The sequence below is a fragment of the Rhizobium sp. CFBP 13644 genome (assembly GCF_014842165.1).
Classification (GTDB): Bacteria; Pseudomonadota; Alphaproteobacteria; order Rhizobiales; family Rhizobiaceae; genus Agrobacterium; species Agrobacterium tumefaciens_C.
Genome location: NZ_JACYVF010000002.1, coordinates 254115 through 272025 on the forward strand (window position 1 = coordinate 254115; position 17911 = coordinate 272025).

General features: G+C 57.9%; 10 protein-coding genes and 1 pseudogene. 4 read left to right on the plus strand and 7 right to left on the minus strand.

Translation table 11 applies throughout. The annotated features are described in order from the left end of the window. Positions 1 to 287 precede the first annotated feature (287 nt). A complete protein-coding gene (locus tag IFT53_RS06335; RefSeq protein ID WP_192064362.1) occupies positions 288 to 974 on the plus strand; it encodes a hypothetical protein in 687 nt (228 codons plus the stop codon). A 380-nt stretch (positions 975 to 1354) separates the two neighbouring features. Here IFT53_RS06335 and IFT53_RS06340 read toward each other — a convergent pair whose 3' ends face one another. After that, positions 1355 to 2350: a helix-turn-helix transcriptional regulator gene (locus IFT53_RS06340; protein WP_192064361.1), complete on the minus strand. Its 996-nt coding sequence runs from the start codon at positions 2348 to 2350 to the stop codon at positions 1355 to 1357. A gap of 107 nt (positions 2351 to 2457) precedes the next feature. On the opposite strand from IFT53_RS06340, the gene IFT53_RS06345 reads away from it, so the two are divergent. From IFT53_RS06345 to IFT53_RS06355, 3 genes are read left to right on the plus strand one after another with little or no spacing between them, the layout of a single operon-like run. After that, on the plus strand, positions 2458 to 3714 hold the full coding sequence (locus tag IFT53_RS06345) for an MFS transporter (RefSeq protein WP_192064360.1): 1257 nt from the start codon (positions 2458 to 2460) through the stop codon (positions 3712 to 3714). Next, the gene (locus tag IFT53_RS06350) at positions 3711 to 5708 is read left to right on the plus strand and encodes a TonB-dependent receptor (protein WP_192064359.1); all 1998 of its coding nucleotides are present in this window, start codon (positions 3711 to 3713) and stop codon (positions 5706 to 5708) included. The genes IFT53_RS06345 and IFT53_RS06350 overlap by 4 nt, the downstream gene beginning before the upstream one ends. A 10-nt stretch (positions 5709 to 5718) precedes the next feature. Further along, positions 5719 to 6873, plus strand: a complete 1155-nt coding sequence (locus IFT53_RS06355; RefSeq protein ID WP_192064358.1) for an FAD-dependent monooxygenase — start codon at positions 5719 to 5721, stop codon at positions 6871 to 6873. Positions 6874 to 7220: 347 nt separating this feature from the next. Here the strand turns inward: IFT53_RS06355 and IFT53_RS06360 are convergent, their stop codons facing one another. From IFT53_RS06360 to katE, 6 genes and pseudogenes are all read right to left on the minus strand, one after another. Continuing rightward, positions 7221 to 7466, minus strand: coding sequence for a dehydrogenase (locus IFT53_RS06360; protein WP_192064357.1), 246 nt, complete (start codon positions 7464 to 7466; stop codon positions 7221 to 7223). Positions 7467 to 7668: 202 nt separating this feature from the next. Continuing rightward, a complete protein-coding gene (locus tag IFT53_RS06365) occupies positions 7669 to 9933 on the minus strand; it encodes a glycosyltransferase family 4 protein (RefSeq protein WP_197980159.1) in 2265 nt (754 codons plus the stop codon). Continuing rightward, a complete protein-coding gene (locus IFT53_RS06370) occupies positions 9930 to 13175 on the minus strand; it encodes a glycosyltransferase (RefSeq protein ID WP_446737658.1) in 3246 nt (1081 codons plus the stop codon). Before IFT53_RS06370 ends, IFT53_RS06365 begins: the two co-directional genes overlap by 4 nt. A gap of 14 nt (positions 13176 to 13189) precedes the next feature. Then, a pseudogene (locus IFT53_RS06375) lies at positions 13190 to 14416 on the minus strand (glycosyltransferase family 1 protein); the annotation flags it as partial. A gap of 27 nt (positions 14417 to 14443) precedes the next feature. Further along, positions 14444 to 15649 (minus strand): glycosyltransferase, encoded by a 1206-nt coding sequence (locus tag IFT53_RS06380; protein WP_192064356.1) that lies wholly within the window; start codon positions 15647 to 15649, stop codon positions 14444 to 14446. Between the two features lie 67 nt (positions 15650 to 15716). After that, on the minus strand, positions 15717 to 17867 hold the full coding sequence (gene katE / locus IFT53_RS06385) for a catalase (protein WP_192064355.1): 2151 nt from the start codon (positions 17865 to 17867) through the stop codon (positions 15717 to 15719). Between the last annotated feature and the right edge of the window lie 44 nt (positions 17868 to 17911).

Genomic DNA, 17911 nt, shown 5'->3' on the forward strand with positions numbered 1-17911 from the left:
AGGAATTTGACACGATGGCTCGAAATCTCGAATTTTGCTCTGTCAAAAACGGTTTGGCTGGTTCTCGCTGCTTCCCACCGATGCCCTTGATTTATAAGGCCTTCGCATCAAATCCCGGCTTTTCTCAGATATTCCCATAATTTGCAGTAACTGGTGTCAGACTACACTTGTAGCGCCGCTTTGCACCAAGTTTTGTCGAACTCTCTTCAAGCCCTTCTTAACGTCTCTTCGAAGTACGCATCCTTCTCAAGCGATCTGTAGAACTATTTTCACAGGATTGGACGTTGATGCCAATATTCCAAATGAACTCCAGGTGGGGCGCCGAAATCGAAGGCGACGCTGACGATGTTGAAAATTTGGCGTACAAGATCAACCGGTCGATCAAGTCCGAGAGTGACATCTTCTGTGATACAAGTTGGGGCGCATGCGTGCTTCGGAGCAGCGGATGGGACGATTTGGATGACCCGGCAATAGTAGAAGAGTATACAACCCAAGCCATTGGTGTGCTTGTTGGCGCGATGAGTATCCTCGATGTTTGCGCCGACCTCACTGTCGGGACGATCTACGAGTTCAAAGATGGGTTCAGCCCGACTATGACCCGCAGAACGACGTTCAAGGTCGTTACACGACAAACACCAGAAGGACGAGCTTCCCCTGCCGATTTTGAACGGCTGAAGCGAGCAGCGGACCACAACATATTTATTTCAAACTGCTTTTCTCTTCTCAAGCCGGGCTACACATGGTTCTCGGTGTATATGGCAATCGAAGAACTTGAGAACTTCTTTGGCGGCGAGGCAAAGTTTCGCGAACAGCAGCTCCTTCCGTCAACGCGGCTAAGAAATATCAAGCGGATGGCGAACTCTTTCCGCCATGCTGGCAAAGTACACCAACCTCCAAGCCCACCGATCCCGTTAGGAGTATGCCATAAAGAGGTCTCGGCAGTTTTGAGAGAAACTGTTCGCCGGCACTTTTAATGGCGTACAACGAATGGCTCATATGAATCCTTCTGCGTCCTGAGACGCTGCTTATGCGGTAGGTCCGTTGACAGTGGAGATAGTCATCGGCCCAGCGATCGAGGTGAATTGGGGGGGCGAAAAGGGGAAGATGAAGTGTTTTGTTGGCAGTGCGCCACACGCCTTCATCAGCAACCAAATATTCGTTCAGAGACTTGCCGCGCTTCCCGAAGCCAGTTGGATGTCCTCTTGGATTGGATCATCTTCATCACAAATCGATCGTTGGCCAATTGCAATTCGATCTTGTTGCAACAGACAGACTTTGTCGGCGCGGGTCACAGTGAAGAGGCGGCGCTGCACGACACGCTCCAACGGCACGCACCCCTCAATTCGTCCCTCCCTCAGTCCTCCCGCTCCAAGGACTGTGCCAGTGCACGGGACGGCTGCATGCCGAAGCGGCGGAGGTAGAGCTGGGAGAAGTGGCTGGGGTTGCTGTAGCCCACGGCGCTGGCTGCCTGGGTGATGTTCATCTTGCCTTGCTGAAGCAGGTCGCGCGCTTTCAAGAGCCGCTGTTCTTTTAGGAAGGCATAGACTGGAAAGCCGTGCATGGTCTTGAAGCCGGATTTGAGCCGCTTCTGGGAAAGGCCGATTTCGCGGGCGAGGTCGTCGAGCGTCCAGGGGTGGGAAAGGTCTTCGAGGAGCAGATCGCGGGCGCGCTGGAGGGGGCGGCGGTCGCGTGGCGGGGTGTTTGAGGTGGGCTGTGTGCGGCGCATGGCAGTGATAGAGGCGTTGATGATATCCAGCGCGCGTGCCTCGATGGCAAGGTCGTCGCTCTCCACCATCGCGCTATCGAAAAGCGCGCGGGCGACAGCGACCATATCCGGTGGCACCGGTAGCACACCGACCCATATGTCGCTGCTCGACGCCATGTGCAGGGCGTGATGTTCATCAAGGTTCGCCACGACATCGCCAGCGCCGAGCTTTTGCCACAGAGCGGTATCGACGCGGATATCCATGCCCTTGAACCGGCTGCCGACCGGCACGTCATATATGCCGATGGCACCTGCTGGCGCGACCATGATGTAAATGCGTCCCGGCCGGTAGGGGATAGACGACAGCTTCTGATCCGCATCTCTGTCCAGTAGCCAACCCTGGCCGGATGCCTCGAACAGAAAATCGATGGCCACGCAGGGCTCGGTTGCAAACCGGCCAACGAAATCAGGCCCAACAATCATGTCGAAGACCGAAATGGTCAGGCCCGGTCTGACGCCGAGGATCTTGTAGGCACCCTCTGTCGACCTATCGGAAAAGGTCGGATCTGCCGGGGTTGGGCCCAGCACAACGATATTTTCCTGATCCGACTGCGCAAGCGCGCGCTGTTCCACGCGAAGATTCATATCTGCACCAAAATAATGGACCCGATCGCAATATCCATGAACCTGACTACAGTAGTCAAGTTATATGCGAAAGCCTACTGAGGTCACAAATCTCGGTGCGAGGGGCAATGTCGACTGTTTTTACACATATGGCCAGACGGTCCACGTCATGGACCGTGCTGGGCCTGTTGGCTGGCCTTTACGCCGCCCAGTCGGTTACGGGCAGCATGGTGCAGACGGCGCTTCCCGTTGTGCTGCGCGATGCAGGCATGCCGCTTGACCAGATCGGCTATCTGGCCGTCTTATTCTTCCCCTGGGCGCTGAAATTCCTCTGGGCACCGCTCATAGACCGGTTTCTGACCGAGCGAAGCTGGATTCTTCTTTGCCAGCTCGGCATCATCCTGTGCTTTCTGGCCGCAATGGCGCTGCCGCCGCAGACCCATATGGGTTGGCTTGCCGGTGTTCTTCTCGTGATGGGCATCTTTGCCGCGACACAGGATGTGGCAACGGATTCGCTTGCCGTCCGGGCCTCCGATGCAGGCAGCCGCGGGCTTGCCAGCGGCGCATCGACAGCTGGTGCCTATCTCGGTTTTCTGATCGGCGGCGGGCTTTGGCTCGTGGTCTACCAGCATGCGGGCTGGGCGGTTTCCATGGCGTCCATGGCAGGCTTCGTCGCCATGCTCACCATCCCCGCCTTTCTGTCCGGCGGGCTTGCGGCACCGCGTGCGAAAAAGCCTGTTGGCTCGCATGGCATCGGCCTCAAGGCCACCTTCGCTAACCGGGCGCTGACACACGGTTTGATCTTTCTCGTGGTCTATCAGGTGGGGCTTCGCATGGGTTCCTCGCTGACCGGACCTTACCTGGTGGACAAGGGCGTGCCACTGGACATGATTGGTCTTCTGCGCGGTGCAGGCGGGGCCGTCATCGGCTTCATCACTGCCTCGCTCGGCGCATTCGTCGTGCAAACGGCTGGCATCATGCGCTCTGTCATCATTGCTGCTTTCCTCAATGCCGCGCTGCTTTTCGCTCTCTTCGTCGTTGAATTGTTCGGCTCATTCTCGGTGGTGTTTGCCGTCGGCATTCTTCTGTTGCAGGTGGGGGCGATCGCCTTTTCCTTCGTTGCGCTCTACGCGGCGCTCATGAACTGGTGCAACCCGGACCAGACGGCAACGGATTTCGCCACTCTCCAGAGCATCGACGCGATCATCGCCATCGCCGCCTCCTCGGTTGCGGGCCTGCTTGCCAAGTCCTTCGGCTATGGCTGGCTGTTTGCCGCCTCGGCGGTTTTCATTCTCATCGCCACTCTTCTCGCGCCTCGTGCCTTTGCCGCTACAATGCGGCTGGGCGGGCGCCTTTCAGTCCCAGAAAAGGTATCGGAACCATGATGCGTCACCGTTTGTCCGGCGTTTCCCTTCTTGCCCTCGCTGTCAGCCTCTCGCCGCAGAGCGTGTTTGCGCAGGACAGCGATGAAGCAACGGTGCTCAAACCGATCATCATTACCGCGACCAAGCGCAGCCAGGACTATTTCCTGCTGCCATCAGCCACGGATATTGCCAGGGCCGAGGAGTTGAAGACGCGCGACATCGATACGGTGGCCGATCTCGACCGCATTTTTCCTGACGTCAACATCCGCTCGCGCTCCAGCCGCGCCTATGCCAACTTCACGATCCGTGGTCAGGCCTCGCTCGACTTCTATAATCCAAGCACGCAGGTCTATGTTGACGGTATGCCGCAGGACAGCTTCAACCTGACGCGCTCGCTGCCCGGCGGGGTCGAGAGTGTTGAGCTTCTTTACGGTCCGCAGGGCACGCTTTACGGTCGCGGTGCGATTGGCGGCGTCATCAACATCGTGACCCGCAAGCCGGACAACGAGGCGCGCGCCGGCTTTGACGCCAATGTCAGCAATCAGGGCGCAGGCGGCACCTTCCATGCCAGCGCGCCGATCATCAACGACGTTCTCTACGGCGACGCCAACTTTTCCTTCCTTGATGGCAATGACACCCTGACGACCATGACCGGCGAAGACGTGGGCGGGACGAGAGACATTAACGGCCAGATGCGGTTGCGCTATGCCCCATCGGACAGCCCTCTGGATGTGATGGTGAGCGCGGGCCACGGCAGGGTGACCTCCAAAGAAGAATATTTTACGCTGGAATCGATGCTGGAGGACCGCATCGTTTTTCCTGCACCGTCGAAATACGAACTCGACACCTGGAATTTTGGCGTGACGACGGCCTATGACCTCGGTGCCGCCACCATCACCGCGCTGACTGGCTACCAGAAGAGCGATCTCGACCGCACGATCTTCGGCAGCTATACGCCTGAAAAACAATGGACGCTGAGCCAGGAACTGCGCATCGCTTCCAACCCGGACCAGGGCAACGCGATCGATTACGTGGCCGGGATGTACTATCAGCATCTCGATTTCACCAGAAACGTGCCGGCTTCCGCGCAGATTTCGAACCAGAAGATCGATTCCTACGCGCTCTTCGGTGATGTGACATGGCATGTGACGGACCGGCTCGACATTTCGCCCGGCCTGCGGCTGGACTACGAGCGTGCAGCAGCGGAAGCGACGGGCGGTATCACGCTGAACGATAGTGATTCATCCACGGCGCTATCGCCGAAGCTCGGCGCAAGTTATGGGCTCAGCGACGAGTGGCGGGTCTATGGCTTGTTCAGCACGGGCTTCAAGGCTGGTGGCTTTACCCGTAACGTGGCGCCCGCCAACATTGCCTTCACCTATGATCCGCAGAACACCTATAATGGTGAAACCGGGCTCAAGTACCGCAACGAGACGGGCACGCTGGAAGCGCAGCTTTCGGCCTATTACAACATCACCAAGGACTACCAGATGTTCGTCGGCACGCAGCCGTTCCAGTATCTGCAGAATGTCGGTGAGGTGACTGCCAAGGGTATCGACCTCAAGGTCCGTGCAAAACCGACAGATGAAATCGGCGTCACGGCGGGGCTTGCCTACAACCATACGCGATTTACCGACTACAAAAATCCTGTCACACCCGGCGCTGACCTGACGGGCAACACGGTGCCCTATGCGCCGGAATTTACCGCCAACCTCATGGTGGATTATCGCTTTGAACTGGAAAGCGGGCGCGGAGCGCTCATTCCCTATGCAGGCGTCACCTATGTCGGCGAGCATTATTTCGACGAGACCAACACAATCGGCCAGGAGGGTTATGCACTTGTCGATCTCGGCGTCAAATGGGAGCTTGAGGAGACGATAACGGCTGAAGCCTTCGTGACGAATGTGTTCGACAAGACCTACACGACCTATGGCTTCCAGTATCCCGGCCTTGGCAACCTCTACCAGCTTGGTCAGGACCGCACCATTGGCGGCCGTATCAGCATGACGTTCTGAGGAGGTTTTGATGCGTATCCTCATCGTTGGTGGCGGGCCTGCGGGCCTGACGTTTGCCGCCTGCCTGCTACAGCGGGGCATGCAGCCGGTTGTGGTGGAACGGGCTGCCCGTGGCCGCACCGGCGGCTATTCCATCGGCCTGCATATCAATGGCTGGCAGGTCGCGGAGAAGTTGGGGCTGGTGGAAGCGTTCCAGGCGAAGGCCATGCCGCTCGGCCTTTCTCATCATCTCGACCGGCGCGGACGAAAGCTTTTTTCCTATGACTACCGCGTTCTGGCAAAGGCTGCCGAGGGACGGCTTCTGGCCCTCATGCGAAGCGATTTCCAGGACATTCTGACCGATGCCGTGGAGGGAAAGTGCCCGATCCGATACGAGACGACCGTCGTGGCGCTCGAGGACGATGGATCCGGCGTGGACGTCACCTTCTCCGATGGCAGCCGCGACCGTTTCGACCTCGTCGTGGGTGCTGATGGTTACCGTAGCAGTGTGCGGGCGCTGGCTTTTGGCCCGCACGAAGACTATCTGCGGCCGCTTGGCTACCGCGCCAGCGCCTGGCGCGTGCCGCTGAAACAACCGCTTGATGCGAGTTTCGTCGGGATGATGGATGTGGATCATCAGGGCGGCCTCTACGCCGTGGGCGATGGTACGGCGGCGACCCTTTTCTGCTGGCGCGATGAGCGTACGGACCGGCTCAATCCCGATGAGCGCCGTGCAGTGCTGCAACAGACGTTTGGCCACTGGCCGGAGCCTGTCGCATCCGCCCTCAAGAGTGCAATCGACTGGGACCGGTCTTTTTTCGACACCGTGTCCCAGATCGAAATGCCGAAATGGTCTGAGGGCCGCATCGCACTTCTGGGCGATTCCGCCTGGTGTCTCACCTTTCTGGCGGGGCAGGGTACGTCCACCGCCATGGCTGGAGCCTACATTCTTGCTGCGGAACTTGCCGAGAAGGGGCATGTTGATGCACTCAATAGCTATGAAGCCCGAATGAGGCCGCTGGTAACGCGGATGCAGGCGGTGTCGCGCAAGATCGGCGGCCACTATGTGCCTCGCAGCCGTTTCGGCATTTTCATGCAGTCATTGCTTCTGCCGATCATGCTATCGCGGCCGTTCATCAGGTTTACCTCCAAGCGGCTCGCAGCGCCCGCATTGGCGATAGACTGACACGTCCGGCTGGCATTCGAGCCCGAAACCCGGAGAGGGCTGCGTCAATACGACAAGTTGTTGAAGCAGCCACTTTGATGTAACGCTGCGCATGACAGATCATGTCGTGTAATGTTTTGAAAGTATTCAGATGTCGGATTCGAGTTGGGTTGATTGGTTCCCCATAGTCCTTTTGCCTCTTAAGCTTCTCGTCCTTGGTATAGGCATGTTCTATGCCATCAAGTGGCACCATGATCAGGCAAAAAAAGACAAGGAAAACAGCGGTCAGTAAGCTGCTGGCATTCAGCATTATCCTCCCCGCAAAACGATAGAACCGTCCTCATCCGCTCTGGATACGCCGGCCACCCCTATGAGGCAGCTTTTTCGCAGCGTCCTTCGCCAGAGACACCCACTTCATCGATCTCTCTGGCCTCACTGGGAAACCACCCTCGCGTAAATCCGTGGCCCATGGCGGCGGCGGCGAGGGCGAGTTGGTGGCGCAGATGCTTGATATCATCCAGCAGCGTCTTGATCGCTTCGCGCTCATCCCCGTCGTGCCATGCTATGACGTGTTCGACCGGGTCAGCTTCCGGTGTTTCAAATTGTGGGCGCATGTTCTCGATCTCCATGTTTCAGAGCCTTCTTGCCGCAATGTCTTTTCGGAAAGCACGCGCCCCCGTGCCAGCTGTGTTCTTATTATGTTCTCATTGCTAATGGAGTCAAGGCGCAGTTGAGATGATTTTTGTGGAGCAGGATTGAGCGGTCGTGTCACTCAGGGTGTGACACGACCAAAGGTGGGGCTGGAGCCTTGAATACTTATTCCGCAGCACTGCGTGATAGTGGTGCAAGATATTGCAGCGCCTTTGCCAAAGGTGCGTGGGCAGTGCGCTTCCCATTCTCAAAGCTGGTTTCCAGCAGGCCGTTCTCGCAAGGACGGTCATCATCCCAGCCGGGGTGGTTGAGGATGGGATAGAGACATATTCCCTCAACGGGCACGCCTTTTTCCATGGCGGCGGTCACTTCCTGGTGGATGTAGGTGATCCAGCTTGCACGCCTGTTACCCTCAATGCCGGTTTCCGCGACGAAGATGGGTTTGCCGTAGCGGGCGTAGGTATCCACCAGAATGGTTCTGAAGGGCTTGTAAAGTGGATGGTCCATATCGATGGGTGGGCCGCCGTGGATCCATTGGTTGTTGTGGTAATAGTTGACGCCGACAATATCGAGATACTTGTCCGCACCGCCGATCTGCGGCCACATGCGCCCGGAGAGAAGATCCCAGCCCTGGAATTGCGATTGACGATGGCCTTCGGCCACGCCCCGCTCCCACGGTCGGGAGGGATCGGTGATGACATTGATGACGGGGTCACAATGCACGAAGCGCGCTCTTGGCTCCACGGCCAGAATCGCATCCATGGCGGCAATGGAAGCTCTGGCCAGTTGCACTTTCAACTCGAAGCCACGGCCACGGGCAAAGGGGTTGAGATAGGCCGCATCGCCTCCGCCCCATGAGAAGAACGAGATTTCATTGACGGGTGAGTAAAAGGGGATCGCGTCTGTCTGTTCCTTCACCACCCTTGCTGCGGCTGCGGCAAATTGCGCGAAGCGGCTGACGAATTCCGGCGACCAGATGTCTATGTCGTCAGGCCAGCCATAATGCAGCAGGTCCCAGATGACCTGCGTGCGGGTTTCCGAGGCTGCTTTCAGCATTGGGGTGAAGCTCGACCAATCGTAATGTCCTGATGTTTTTTCGATCAGGTGCCACCGCAAGCCATCCCGCACCGTTGAGATTGCGTAGGAGGCCAGTTGCCGATAATCGGCTGCTGCGTGAAGGTCATGTCCGGTGGCGGCGATCACATCAAGACGCTTGCCGGTGGTTTTCCCGTCGTGCGGGCGAAGGCGGTGGGTGGAGCATTCGAAGCCGCCTTGCAGGAAGGATTGAAACAAGCCCGTAGGCCCTGCGGCGTGGCGCTCCCTCATGACGTCGTTGATTAGCCGCTGCCACTGCGGCACGACGGTCTCGGCGCTATAGGTGGTTTCCACCTTTTGACGCAGTGCTTGACCCAGTGTTGCTCGCAAGTTGCCGGATGCGGCAAGCTTCAGCATTTCGCCTGCGACCGTTAAAGGGTCATTGTAAGGCACGAAGATGCCGGAAACGCCGTCTTCGATCTGCTGCATAGCGCCATTATCAGGCGTTGCGATGACAGGTAGACCCGCTGCACCGGCTTCTGCGATGACATGGGGCATGCCTTCGCCCTTTGAGAGCCAGACGAAGATATCGAGTGCGGACAGCAGCGCCGGAATATCCTTATGGTCACCCAGAAAGCTGAGAATGCCAGTGAGGTGTCGCTCTTGGGCGAGCATTTTCATGTGCTCGGCATAGTCGGGCATGAAAGCATCCGGCCCGCCGATGACGACAAACCGCAAAGCTGGATTGCTGGCATAGGCCAGAGCTGCCGCCTCTATGAAATCCTCGACGTTCTTCTTCGGATCAAGCCTTCCGACCCAGCCAACCAAAACCGTTTGGTCATTGACGCCGAGCGAGGCGCGTACGGCGGCGCGCTGGCTGTTATCGAATTCTGTGAGGTCCACCATGGACGGTATCTCAACAACATCTGTCTCGCGCCCCGGCATCACGGATTTCGCCGCATCACAGATGGATCGGCAGACGCCAACATAGTGGCTGGTGAAATGCTTCGGGCCTGCCAGTGCTTCGGAGACGAGGCCGCCATGCTCGATGAGCGGCGGCCGCCAGTGCATCCGCTCCAGTGTTGGATAGATATCGGCAACATTCTGGCAGGAGACAACCACGTCATAGCCGACGATCTTGGCTGCTAGATATCCGACCGTGTCCTCGAAGGACATATCATAGGGCGTGGTGTCCACATCAACGCCGAGAGCACGCAGTTGCTCGTGCGTCTGGCCCGGCATGTTGGGCTTGTGGAAACAGGCAACGACATCAAGCCGGTAACGGCTGCGGTCGAGGGTGCGGGCAAGCAGCCGCACCTCGGTTTCCTCGCCACCAACGACCAGCCACGCAAAGACGAAGAGAATGCGGATAGGGGGTTGTTGCTGCGCTATCATTCGTTGACCTTGAATACGATCTGCAGGAATTCGGGACGGGTGTTGACGAGGTCTGCCAAGAAGGCTGGGCCATCCTGAAGGGGCACGATGTGGGTGATCATCTGTTCGCGGATGATTGCGCCGTGGCTTTCCAGCAGATTGACGGTTTCATGGGCCAAACGGCGTCTGTTCCATTGGTCAGAAAGCCCGCGTGGAACGCGGTTGATCTGTGCGCAGCGGATGTTGAGGCCATTGTGGTGGAACTCCTCTCCCAGCCGCAGGCGGTCTGCTCCGCCCTGATAGAAGGCGAGATCAATGACCGTACCCTGCGGCCGCAAGGCTTTCAGCGCGAAATGGAGGCTTTGGGCATGGGCGCGGGTTTGGAACACCAGATCGGCACCGCGATCGCCGCCGCCATTGTGCCAGCGCGCTTTGGCGTGTTGCCAGGCCTCGTCCTCCGTCATGGCCATCAGCCCCATAGCTTCAGCCTTTTCGCGGCGGAACGGCGATGGATCGGCAATGATGACGCCGAGCGCGCCTGCCTTTTGCGCAAACAGCGCCGTCATCAGGCCAACGGTGCCTGCACCGATGATGATGACATGACGCCCGGCAATGCCAGCGCCGAAGGACGGCACGTTGTTTCCAAGCATGTCCGCATCGGCATGAAGAATGCCGTTGGCGGCAATGGGGCCCATTTGCGCGGCGAACACGCCAAGGATGGGGTCGATATGGGCAGGTAGCGGAATCATCACGTCATGGAATGGATCGGCGGTGTGGCCGCTTTTATGGCCGTAGGTTCCGGCAATGACATCGCCTGGCTGGAAACCGCCGGTACGTGCTTCGGACACACGCGCCACCTCCATGTAGCCAAGGAACGGCACGGGGTAACGGAGGTCAGCCTCGTTTTCGATGAAGACGCCCCGGCCGGCATCAAACCGCGAGTGAAAATAGGGATTGGTGTTTTTCATGAAGGTGAGTTCGGTGCCCGCCGAAAAGCCGGTATAGAGCGTGTCGAGGCGGATCTGACCATCGCCGGGCGGGCCTTCTTCATAGTCGAACAGGTAGGCCCTGCCGGGTGCTTCAATGCCCAATGAGGTAATCATGCGGTGGCCCGGGCGAAGGCCCTGCGGCTCCTCGACCCGAGGCGGATTATAGAGCGGTGCAAGCGGATTGCGGGTGACTGGCGAAGGCTCGAGGGTAACCGCTTCGCCGCTGCGGGCCGATGTTGCAACCGCAAGCGCGACGCGGTGGGTGACCAGCGCATCCTGATAGGTGCACCTGATGTGGTTTTCCTTACCGCTGATGGCATCGATGAAATCGCGATCTTCGCGCCATACGGGATCACCCTCCGCATGGCGGACCGGGCGCCCGGCACCTACATCGACCATGATATCGTGATCCGTCAGCTCGATGGCGAGGCGGTCTGCGAAGATATTCAGGCCGACCTTGTGGTTCCATCCCAAAAGGCATGTAGAGGCTATGTTGCCGATGACGCCGGATTGGAATGTCAGGCTGGCAGTTGTCACCGCAGGCACATCAAGGCCCGGGAAATCCGGTCGGTCTTTGAAGCCAGCGCGGCCATAGACATCGGTCACTTCGCCCACGAGATAGCGGGCAAGGTCGATGATGTGCGTTGCCTGCTCCACCATCTGGCCGCCGGAGCCTTCGGTCTTCCACCACCATTGGGGGGGTGGGGTTTGGTCCAGCCAGTAGCCGGATAGAAGCTGTGCGGGGTTTTCGGCGAGACGATTGCGCGCCTCTTCGACAGTATCGAGATAACGCCAGTGGTAACCGACGCCGGTGATGAGATTTGCGGCTTCGACAGCTGCGCTCAACTTTTCGGCAAGCGCGAGATCCAGCGTGATCGGCTTCTCCACGAAGAAGGGTATGCCACGGCTGATCAGGTCCCGTTCCGCTTCGCCATGGGCAAAGGGTGGAATGCAGATGTAGACAGCGTCCAGCTTTTCCGCATCCAGCATGGCGCGGTGGTTATCGAAAGCGCGGGCGCCGAAGCGGGATGCGGCCTGGCTTGCGCGGTCAAAATCCGGATCGGCGAAGGCGACCAGCGCCACGTCCTCAAAGCCAGCCAGAATATCCAGATGGCGGTTTGCAATGCCTCCGACGCCTATAAAGCCGATGCGTGCCTTGTTCATGGAAATATGTCCTTGTGTCTGATGTGTGTGGCGGGAAAGAACGTGGCGGTAGACTTCCGCCGTTTCGCTCGCCATGCGTTGTGCTGAAAATTCGGCTTTGAATCTCTCGGAGCCCGCTTGCCCCACGGCCTTTGCCTTGTCGGTATCGCCCAGCGCGTCGATGAGTACAGCCGCCAGCGCTGCGGGATTTGCAGGCTCTGCTAGATAGGGATGTTTTGGCCCCAGGGCTTCGATGTTGCCGCCAATATTGGTCGCGACCACAGGAAGTCCTGTCGACATTGCCTCCAACACGGCCAGCGGCAAGCCTTCGAATTTGGAGGGCAGAACGAAAAGATCTGCCTGAGACATGAGATTTGCGATATCGGTGCGGTGGCCCGCAAAAAGAACATGCTGGTCGAGATGGAGAGCATCGACCAGCATCTCGATTGCCGCCATCTCCTCGCCACGGCCAACCAGAACGAGCAGAGTGGATGGGAAGGCGGCAATGACTGAAGGTAAGGCCTTGATCAGGGTTGCGTGGTCTTTCTGCGCGGAAAAACGGGCAACCGTGATCAGGACTTTTCTTCCGTGGAGCTTGTCTGCCAGATCTGGCACGCTGTCGGCTGTGGGCTCCAGCGCGAAAACGCCGTTGCGCACGACCGTCAAGTGATCGGGAGATACACCATTGGCTTCGAAGCTGAGCTTTGATGCCTGCGAAACAACGATGCGATGGGCAAGTGCTTCGCAGGCACCGGCATATTCGGTTTTCTGCTGCTCATCGGTGAGGAGATAGGGCAGGTGTTCGGTGCGGATCACGGGAATATCCTGCGATATTCCCGCCTTGGCGATGCCATGGCCTTCCCAGCCGATGCCCGCATGGACGTGAAGAAGGCTGACGCCTGATGTTGCGAGCCATTGCGAGAATTCGTCATTATCGTCAAATGTCTTGACGCCGAGGCCATAACGAGCAGCCCTGGCGGTCAAGCTATCTGCCGCATTGGATGGGGCAACGATCGTCACATCCCAGCGATCGTCCAGCGCACGGCCGAGGGCCAGCATATGCTCGCCCATGCCGGATGGGTCGAGACTGTCTGTTGCCAGAACGACCCGACAGCGATCTTTCCTCATCATCTATTGAGTGCCATGGCGCCGGTGCGCGAGACAGTGGAAGGATGGCTGGCGATGCGTGGGGCAGCCGGTGTTGCTGTATAAGTGTGGCTGAGCAGGGCCTTACCCACCAGTGCCCTCATATCGTGAAATGTTCGGTCCCATGATGAGCCTTCCAGCATGGCATCAACCGGCCCGAGCCATTCATCGCCCGTCTTCTTCAGCGCAATGGCGAAATCGCAGGCTCTGGCGAAGGCAGCTGCGTCAGCGGCGATAAAAACGCCATCGACGCTGCCATAGTGCCTGATGACATCGGTAATCGCCGTGCTGACAACAGGGCGGCCTGCTGCCAGATATTCCGGTGTCTTGGTGGGGCTGATGAATTGCGTAGAGCTGTTCAGCGCAAAGGGCATAAGCGCTGCGTCCCACCCCGCGAGATAGGCGGGAAGTTCGCGGTAATCCTTCTGGCCAAGATAGTGGATATTGGCAGCGCGTGGCAGGTCATCAGGCGCAATCTTGGCGACGGGACCGATGATGACGAATGAGAGTTGCGGTCTAGCTTTTGCCACTGCCTCGATCAGTTCCAGATCGAGACGCTCATCGATCACGCCGTAATAGCCGACCTTTGGACCGGGAATGGAGAGCTGGTCTGCTGGCTCCTGACGATCCTTGCGGGCAGAATGGAAGTGCGCAACCTCCACGCCTGAGGGGAAGGGGTGAATATTGGCGTGCTGGTGGCGCTTTGCTTCGTAAAGGCTGTATCCGCCGGTAAAGACCACATCGGCACGGGCAATCAGCGCGGCTTCCATTTCCTTCATGCGGTGGGGGGCGAACTTAAAATTCGCCAGCTCGTCCATGCAATCATAGATCACCGCGGAAGCATCGACGTGGCGAGCGAAACCAAACATGGCGGGGGTATAAAACCACAGGATCGGGCGAGCGGCGCCATACATTGCCAGGAGATCATCCAGAAGCTTTGAGAGGGCGCGCTCACGATCTGCCTCGTTCCACCAATGGGGAATGCGCGGGCGCACGGATTTGACCGTCGTTCCTTCAAAGGGGTGGATTTCCAGATAGGCGAGATGGTGGTCTGTTGGTATAAATTCCTCGAAGAAGAACACAGCTCTCTCATTGGCAAACCGCCCCATGAGATGCTGCGGCCGCTGCAGTACAAAATCCCACCGTAAATGCGAAAAACAGATGAGCGGCGTATTGCGCTCCGTCACTGCATGGATGGGTGAGGAAATCGGACTGGAGAGGTTCATTGGCGCATCCGCGTTTGAGTGACGTACTCAAACCGGGATGAATGACCTTTGTTCCTGACTATTTAAAACTTTCGAATGTTCTGAAATGCCTATGAGTTTCCGGAGTTTTTCGACCGAATGCTGCCATGTCCAGTTGTCTATGACGACTTGCCGAGGGTCTAAATCTGGCGCCATTTCCAGCATGGTGCGGATGCCCTCATGAAACTGCTCGGCAGAGGCGACCCTGCCGGTTTGCGGCGTGATATATTGCAGGCCACAGCGTAGTTCGCTGTTAGCAAGCACGGGTGAACCGGCCAGCATATATTCCGTCAAAATGGCTGGTGCGCCGTCATCGACGCCGCAGACCACACCGATTTTCGCGAGATTCATCAATCTATTGACCTCGGAAAAGGCGACGCCGGGCGGGCCGATGAAATCGACATTGATCTGCAAATCATTGGCATAGCGACGGAGGTCTTCGCTGAGTTCGCCATAGCCGAAAACACACAGTGCTTTGATGGATTTTGGTAGTTTTGCCAAAGCCTCGAAGAGAATATCATGGCGCTTGTAGCTCTGAGCGGCTGCGACGTAGATGACATCGTAAGGCTTGGGTCCGGCTATCGGGTGAAAGAGATTTGGTGAGGCAAATTCCGGCCCGATGGGCAGGATGGCGGTTTTGACATCTGGGTGGAGAGCGTTGATCTCACGCGATTGCCATTCGGCGCCGGTTAGAATGAGATCGAAATGCCTGCTGACGGCTGGTGGGACGCGCAGGGCCGGGGCATCAATAGAATTATATATTTTATAGCTTGATCGGCAGGCATCAAGAATCTCCTCGGAAACTCCCAGTCCCCAGACGCAGAGAATGTCCGGCGGGCCGAAAGTATTTATATGTGCGAGCATGTCGTTGGAGCTGAAGGGCGCTTGTGGGCCATTCATCTGGAATGCGCGACGGATGAGGAGAGGCGCTTGCGATTCGTCCGGCTCCGGCGGGCAATCGTTGCGCCAATGCGTCCAGACCTCCACGACATCCACCAGCCCGGCTTTGACGCAGGCGAGTGGCAGGCGTTCAATATAGCCGCCTTCAACCCTGAAATCGGGGATGACTTCGGATCGGGATACGGGTTCTCCGCGCTCTCCGCTGCGCCATTGCTTCTCGAAATATTCAATAGATGGGATGGTGTTGGGGAAGGGGCCGCCGGCCTGATAGTCGCTAATCACGACGAGGCGTCTGGGCGTCGGTTTCTGTATCATTGCAATTATCCGGCTCAGGCACTGATGGTTTAAAAGCGCGGCACCGGAATGCCGCGCTTCTCAGAGATTATTTCTTAGGCGGTGGCGAAGCTTTGCCAAGCTTCACGGATGGCTCGCGGCCCCAGACACGCAGATCGCCGAGCTTTGAAATGAAGTCAGCAGGGTCTTCATCATCCGGGAAGGCGATCACGCCTTCATCGATTGCATCCGCGATGCCAGCTTTTTTCAGCAATGGTGTTGCAGAGCTAACATAGCCGATGAACTTGCAATGCTGGAAAGCATCGGCCACGAAGTCACGGGCTGTTGCCTCATCCACAAGATCTTCGATGCCTTCGGGTGATGTCAGAAGTGCCACGGCGTCAAACAGCACCGATGGGCCACCATCGATCATGTGATGGGCCTTGATCCAGCTGCCATCGGAAGCCTTCACGCCGCCAACCTTCGGGGCAATCAGCTCGAAGACGGCCTTCGCGTCCGTAACCGCCTTGGTCAGCGCTGTCAGCATCCCAGCATCGACGCCATCGGTCACCAGAATGCCAAGCTTGCGGCCTTCGAAACGCTTCGGGCCATTCTCAACGATGCTGAGCGCAGGCGATGGCTCAAGGTCCTGTCGGGTTGGCATTGCGGCATCGGCAGGCTCCGGCATCGTCTCGAAGCCGAGCTTTTGCGCAACCGTTGTTGCCAGCGTCTCATCGATGTTGAGCAAATGCGACACCATGCGTTCGCGAATGGCCGGTATTTCCACTTTGCTTAGTTCGAATGTCAGCGCGGACGCGATATGGCGCTGTTCGGCACCCGTCTGGCTGATGTAGAACTGGCGGGCCTGGCTGTAATGATCGGCAAAGCTTTCAGGGCGAAGCCGCGCCTTGGTGCCCTGTTCTTCTGCCGGGAAGTGGCGGTATCCCGAGGTGGGCGATTCCCGTGGGCCTTCGCCATGGGAGTTAGGCTGATAATTCGCACGCCCAACCGGATTGCGCATGGCCATGTGGCCATCCTGCTGGAAGTGCGCGAAGGGACATTTCGGCGCATTGATCGGCAAATGCGTGAAGTTGGGGCCGCCGAGACGCTTCAGCTGCGTATCGAGGTAGGAGAAGTTACGGCCCTGCAGAAGTGGGTCATTGCTGAAATCGATGCCTGGCGGCACGTTCTGCGTCATGAATGCGACCTGCTCGGTTTCCGCAAAGAAATTGTCCGGCATGCGGTCCAGCACCATACGGCCGATGGCCTGTGGTGGAAGAATTTCCTCCGGGATGAGCTTGGTCGGATCCAGCACGTCGAAATCAAAGCTATCGGCAAATTCCTGATCAAACAGCTGAACCTGCAATTCCCATTCGGGGAAATCACCTGATTGAATGGAGTTCCAGAGGTCGCGGCGGTGGAAATCCGGGTCGGCACCGTTGATCTTGACCGCTTCGTTCCATGCGACGGATTGAAGACCGAGTTTCGGCTTCCAGTGGAACTTCACGAAGGTAGAGACACCCTCGGCATTGACGAGGCGGAAGGTGTGAACGCCGAAACCTTCCATGAAGCGCAGCGAGCGCGGAATAGTGCGGTCTGACATGGTCCACATGATCATGTTCATGCTTTCAGGCGTCAGGCTGATGAAATCCCAGAAGTTGTCATGGGCGGTCTGCGCCTGCGGGAAGGCGCGGTCTGGCTCCTGCTTGGCGGCGTGAATGAGGTCCGGAAACTTGATGGCATCCTGAATGAAGAAGACCGGAATGTTGTTTCCGACCAGATCCCAATTGCCTTCTTTTGTGTAAAGCTTGACGGCGAAGCCGCGCACGTCACGCGCCAGATCGGCTGAGCCCTTGTTGCCAGCGACGGTGGAAAAGCGAACGAAGACCGGTGTCTTTTCGCCCTTGCGCTGGAAAATGTCCGCCTTGGTATATTTTGCGAGGGATTCGTAGGTTTCGAAGTAGCCATGGGCACCATAACCGCGCGCATGCACGACGCGTTCTGGAATGCGCTCATGGTCGAAATGGAACATTTTTTCGCGATAGTGGAAGTCATCCATCACCAGAGGGCCGCGCGCGCCGATGCGCAGCGAGTTCTGATCGTCTGAGACAGGGCCGCCCTGGGCGGTTGTCAGCACGGGCGTGTCGCCCTCGGCAAACTGGTGGAGTTCTCCACCCTGTCCACGGTGCATTTTCTGGTCATGAATGGTGACGACGTCTGTTTCGGGATGCGCGTTCGGAGCAGCGGGCTTTTTCGCCATGATGGAATTCCTCATGATTGTAGGTTGAATTGCGGCACCGCAAC

Bases quoted from the DNA above. Each gene is read 5' to 3' on its own strand.
- IFT53_RS06370 (WP_446737658.1), bottom strand. From the start codon at position 13,175: ATGATGAGGAAAGATCGCTGTCGGGTCGTTCTGGCAACAGACAGTCTC.
- IFT53_RS06360 (WP_192064357.1), bottom strand. From the start codon at position 7,466: ATGCGCCCACAATTTGAAACACCGGAAGCTGACCCGGTCGAACACGTC.
- katE (WP_192064355.1), bottom strand. From the start codon at position 17,867: ATGGCGAAAAAGCCCGCTGCTCCGAACGCGCATCCCGAAACAGACGTC.
- IFT53_RS06340 (WP_192064361.1), bottom strand. From the start codon at position 2,350: ATGAATCTTCGCGTGGAACAGCGCGCGCTTGCGCAGTCGGATCAGGAA.
- IFT53_RS06350 (WP_192064359.1), top strand. From the start codon at position 3,711: ATGATGCGTCACCGTTTGTCCGGCGTTTCCCTTCTTGCCCTCGCTGTC.
- IFT53_RS06355 (WP_192064358.1), top strand. From the start codon at position 5,719: ATGCGTATCCTCATCGTTGGTGGCGGGCCTGCGGGCCTGACGTTTGCC.
- IFT53_RS06335 (WP_192064362.1), top strand. From the start codon at position 288: ATGCCAATATTCCAAATGAACTCCAGGTGGGGCGCCGAAATCGAAGGC.
- IFT53_RS06380 (WP_192064356.1), bottom strand. From the start codon at position 15,649: ATGATACAGAAACCGACGCCCAGACGCCTCGTCGTGATTAGCGACTAT.
- IFT53_RS06345 (WP_192064360.1), top strand. From the start codon at position 2,458: ATGTCGACTGTTTTTACACATATGGCCAGACGGTCCACGTCATGGACC.
- IFT53_RS06365 (WP_197980159.1), bottom strand. From the start codon at position 9,933: ATGATAGCGCAGCAACAACCCCCTATCCGCATTCTCTTCGTCTTTGCG.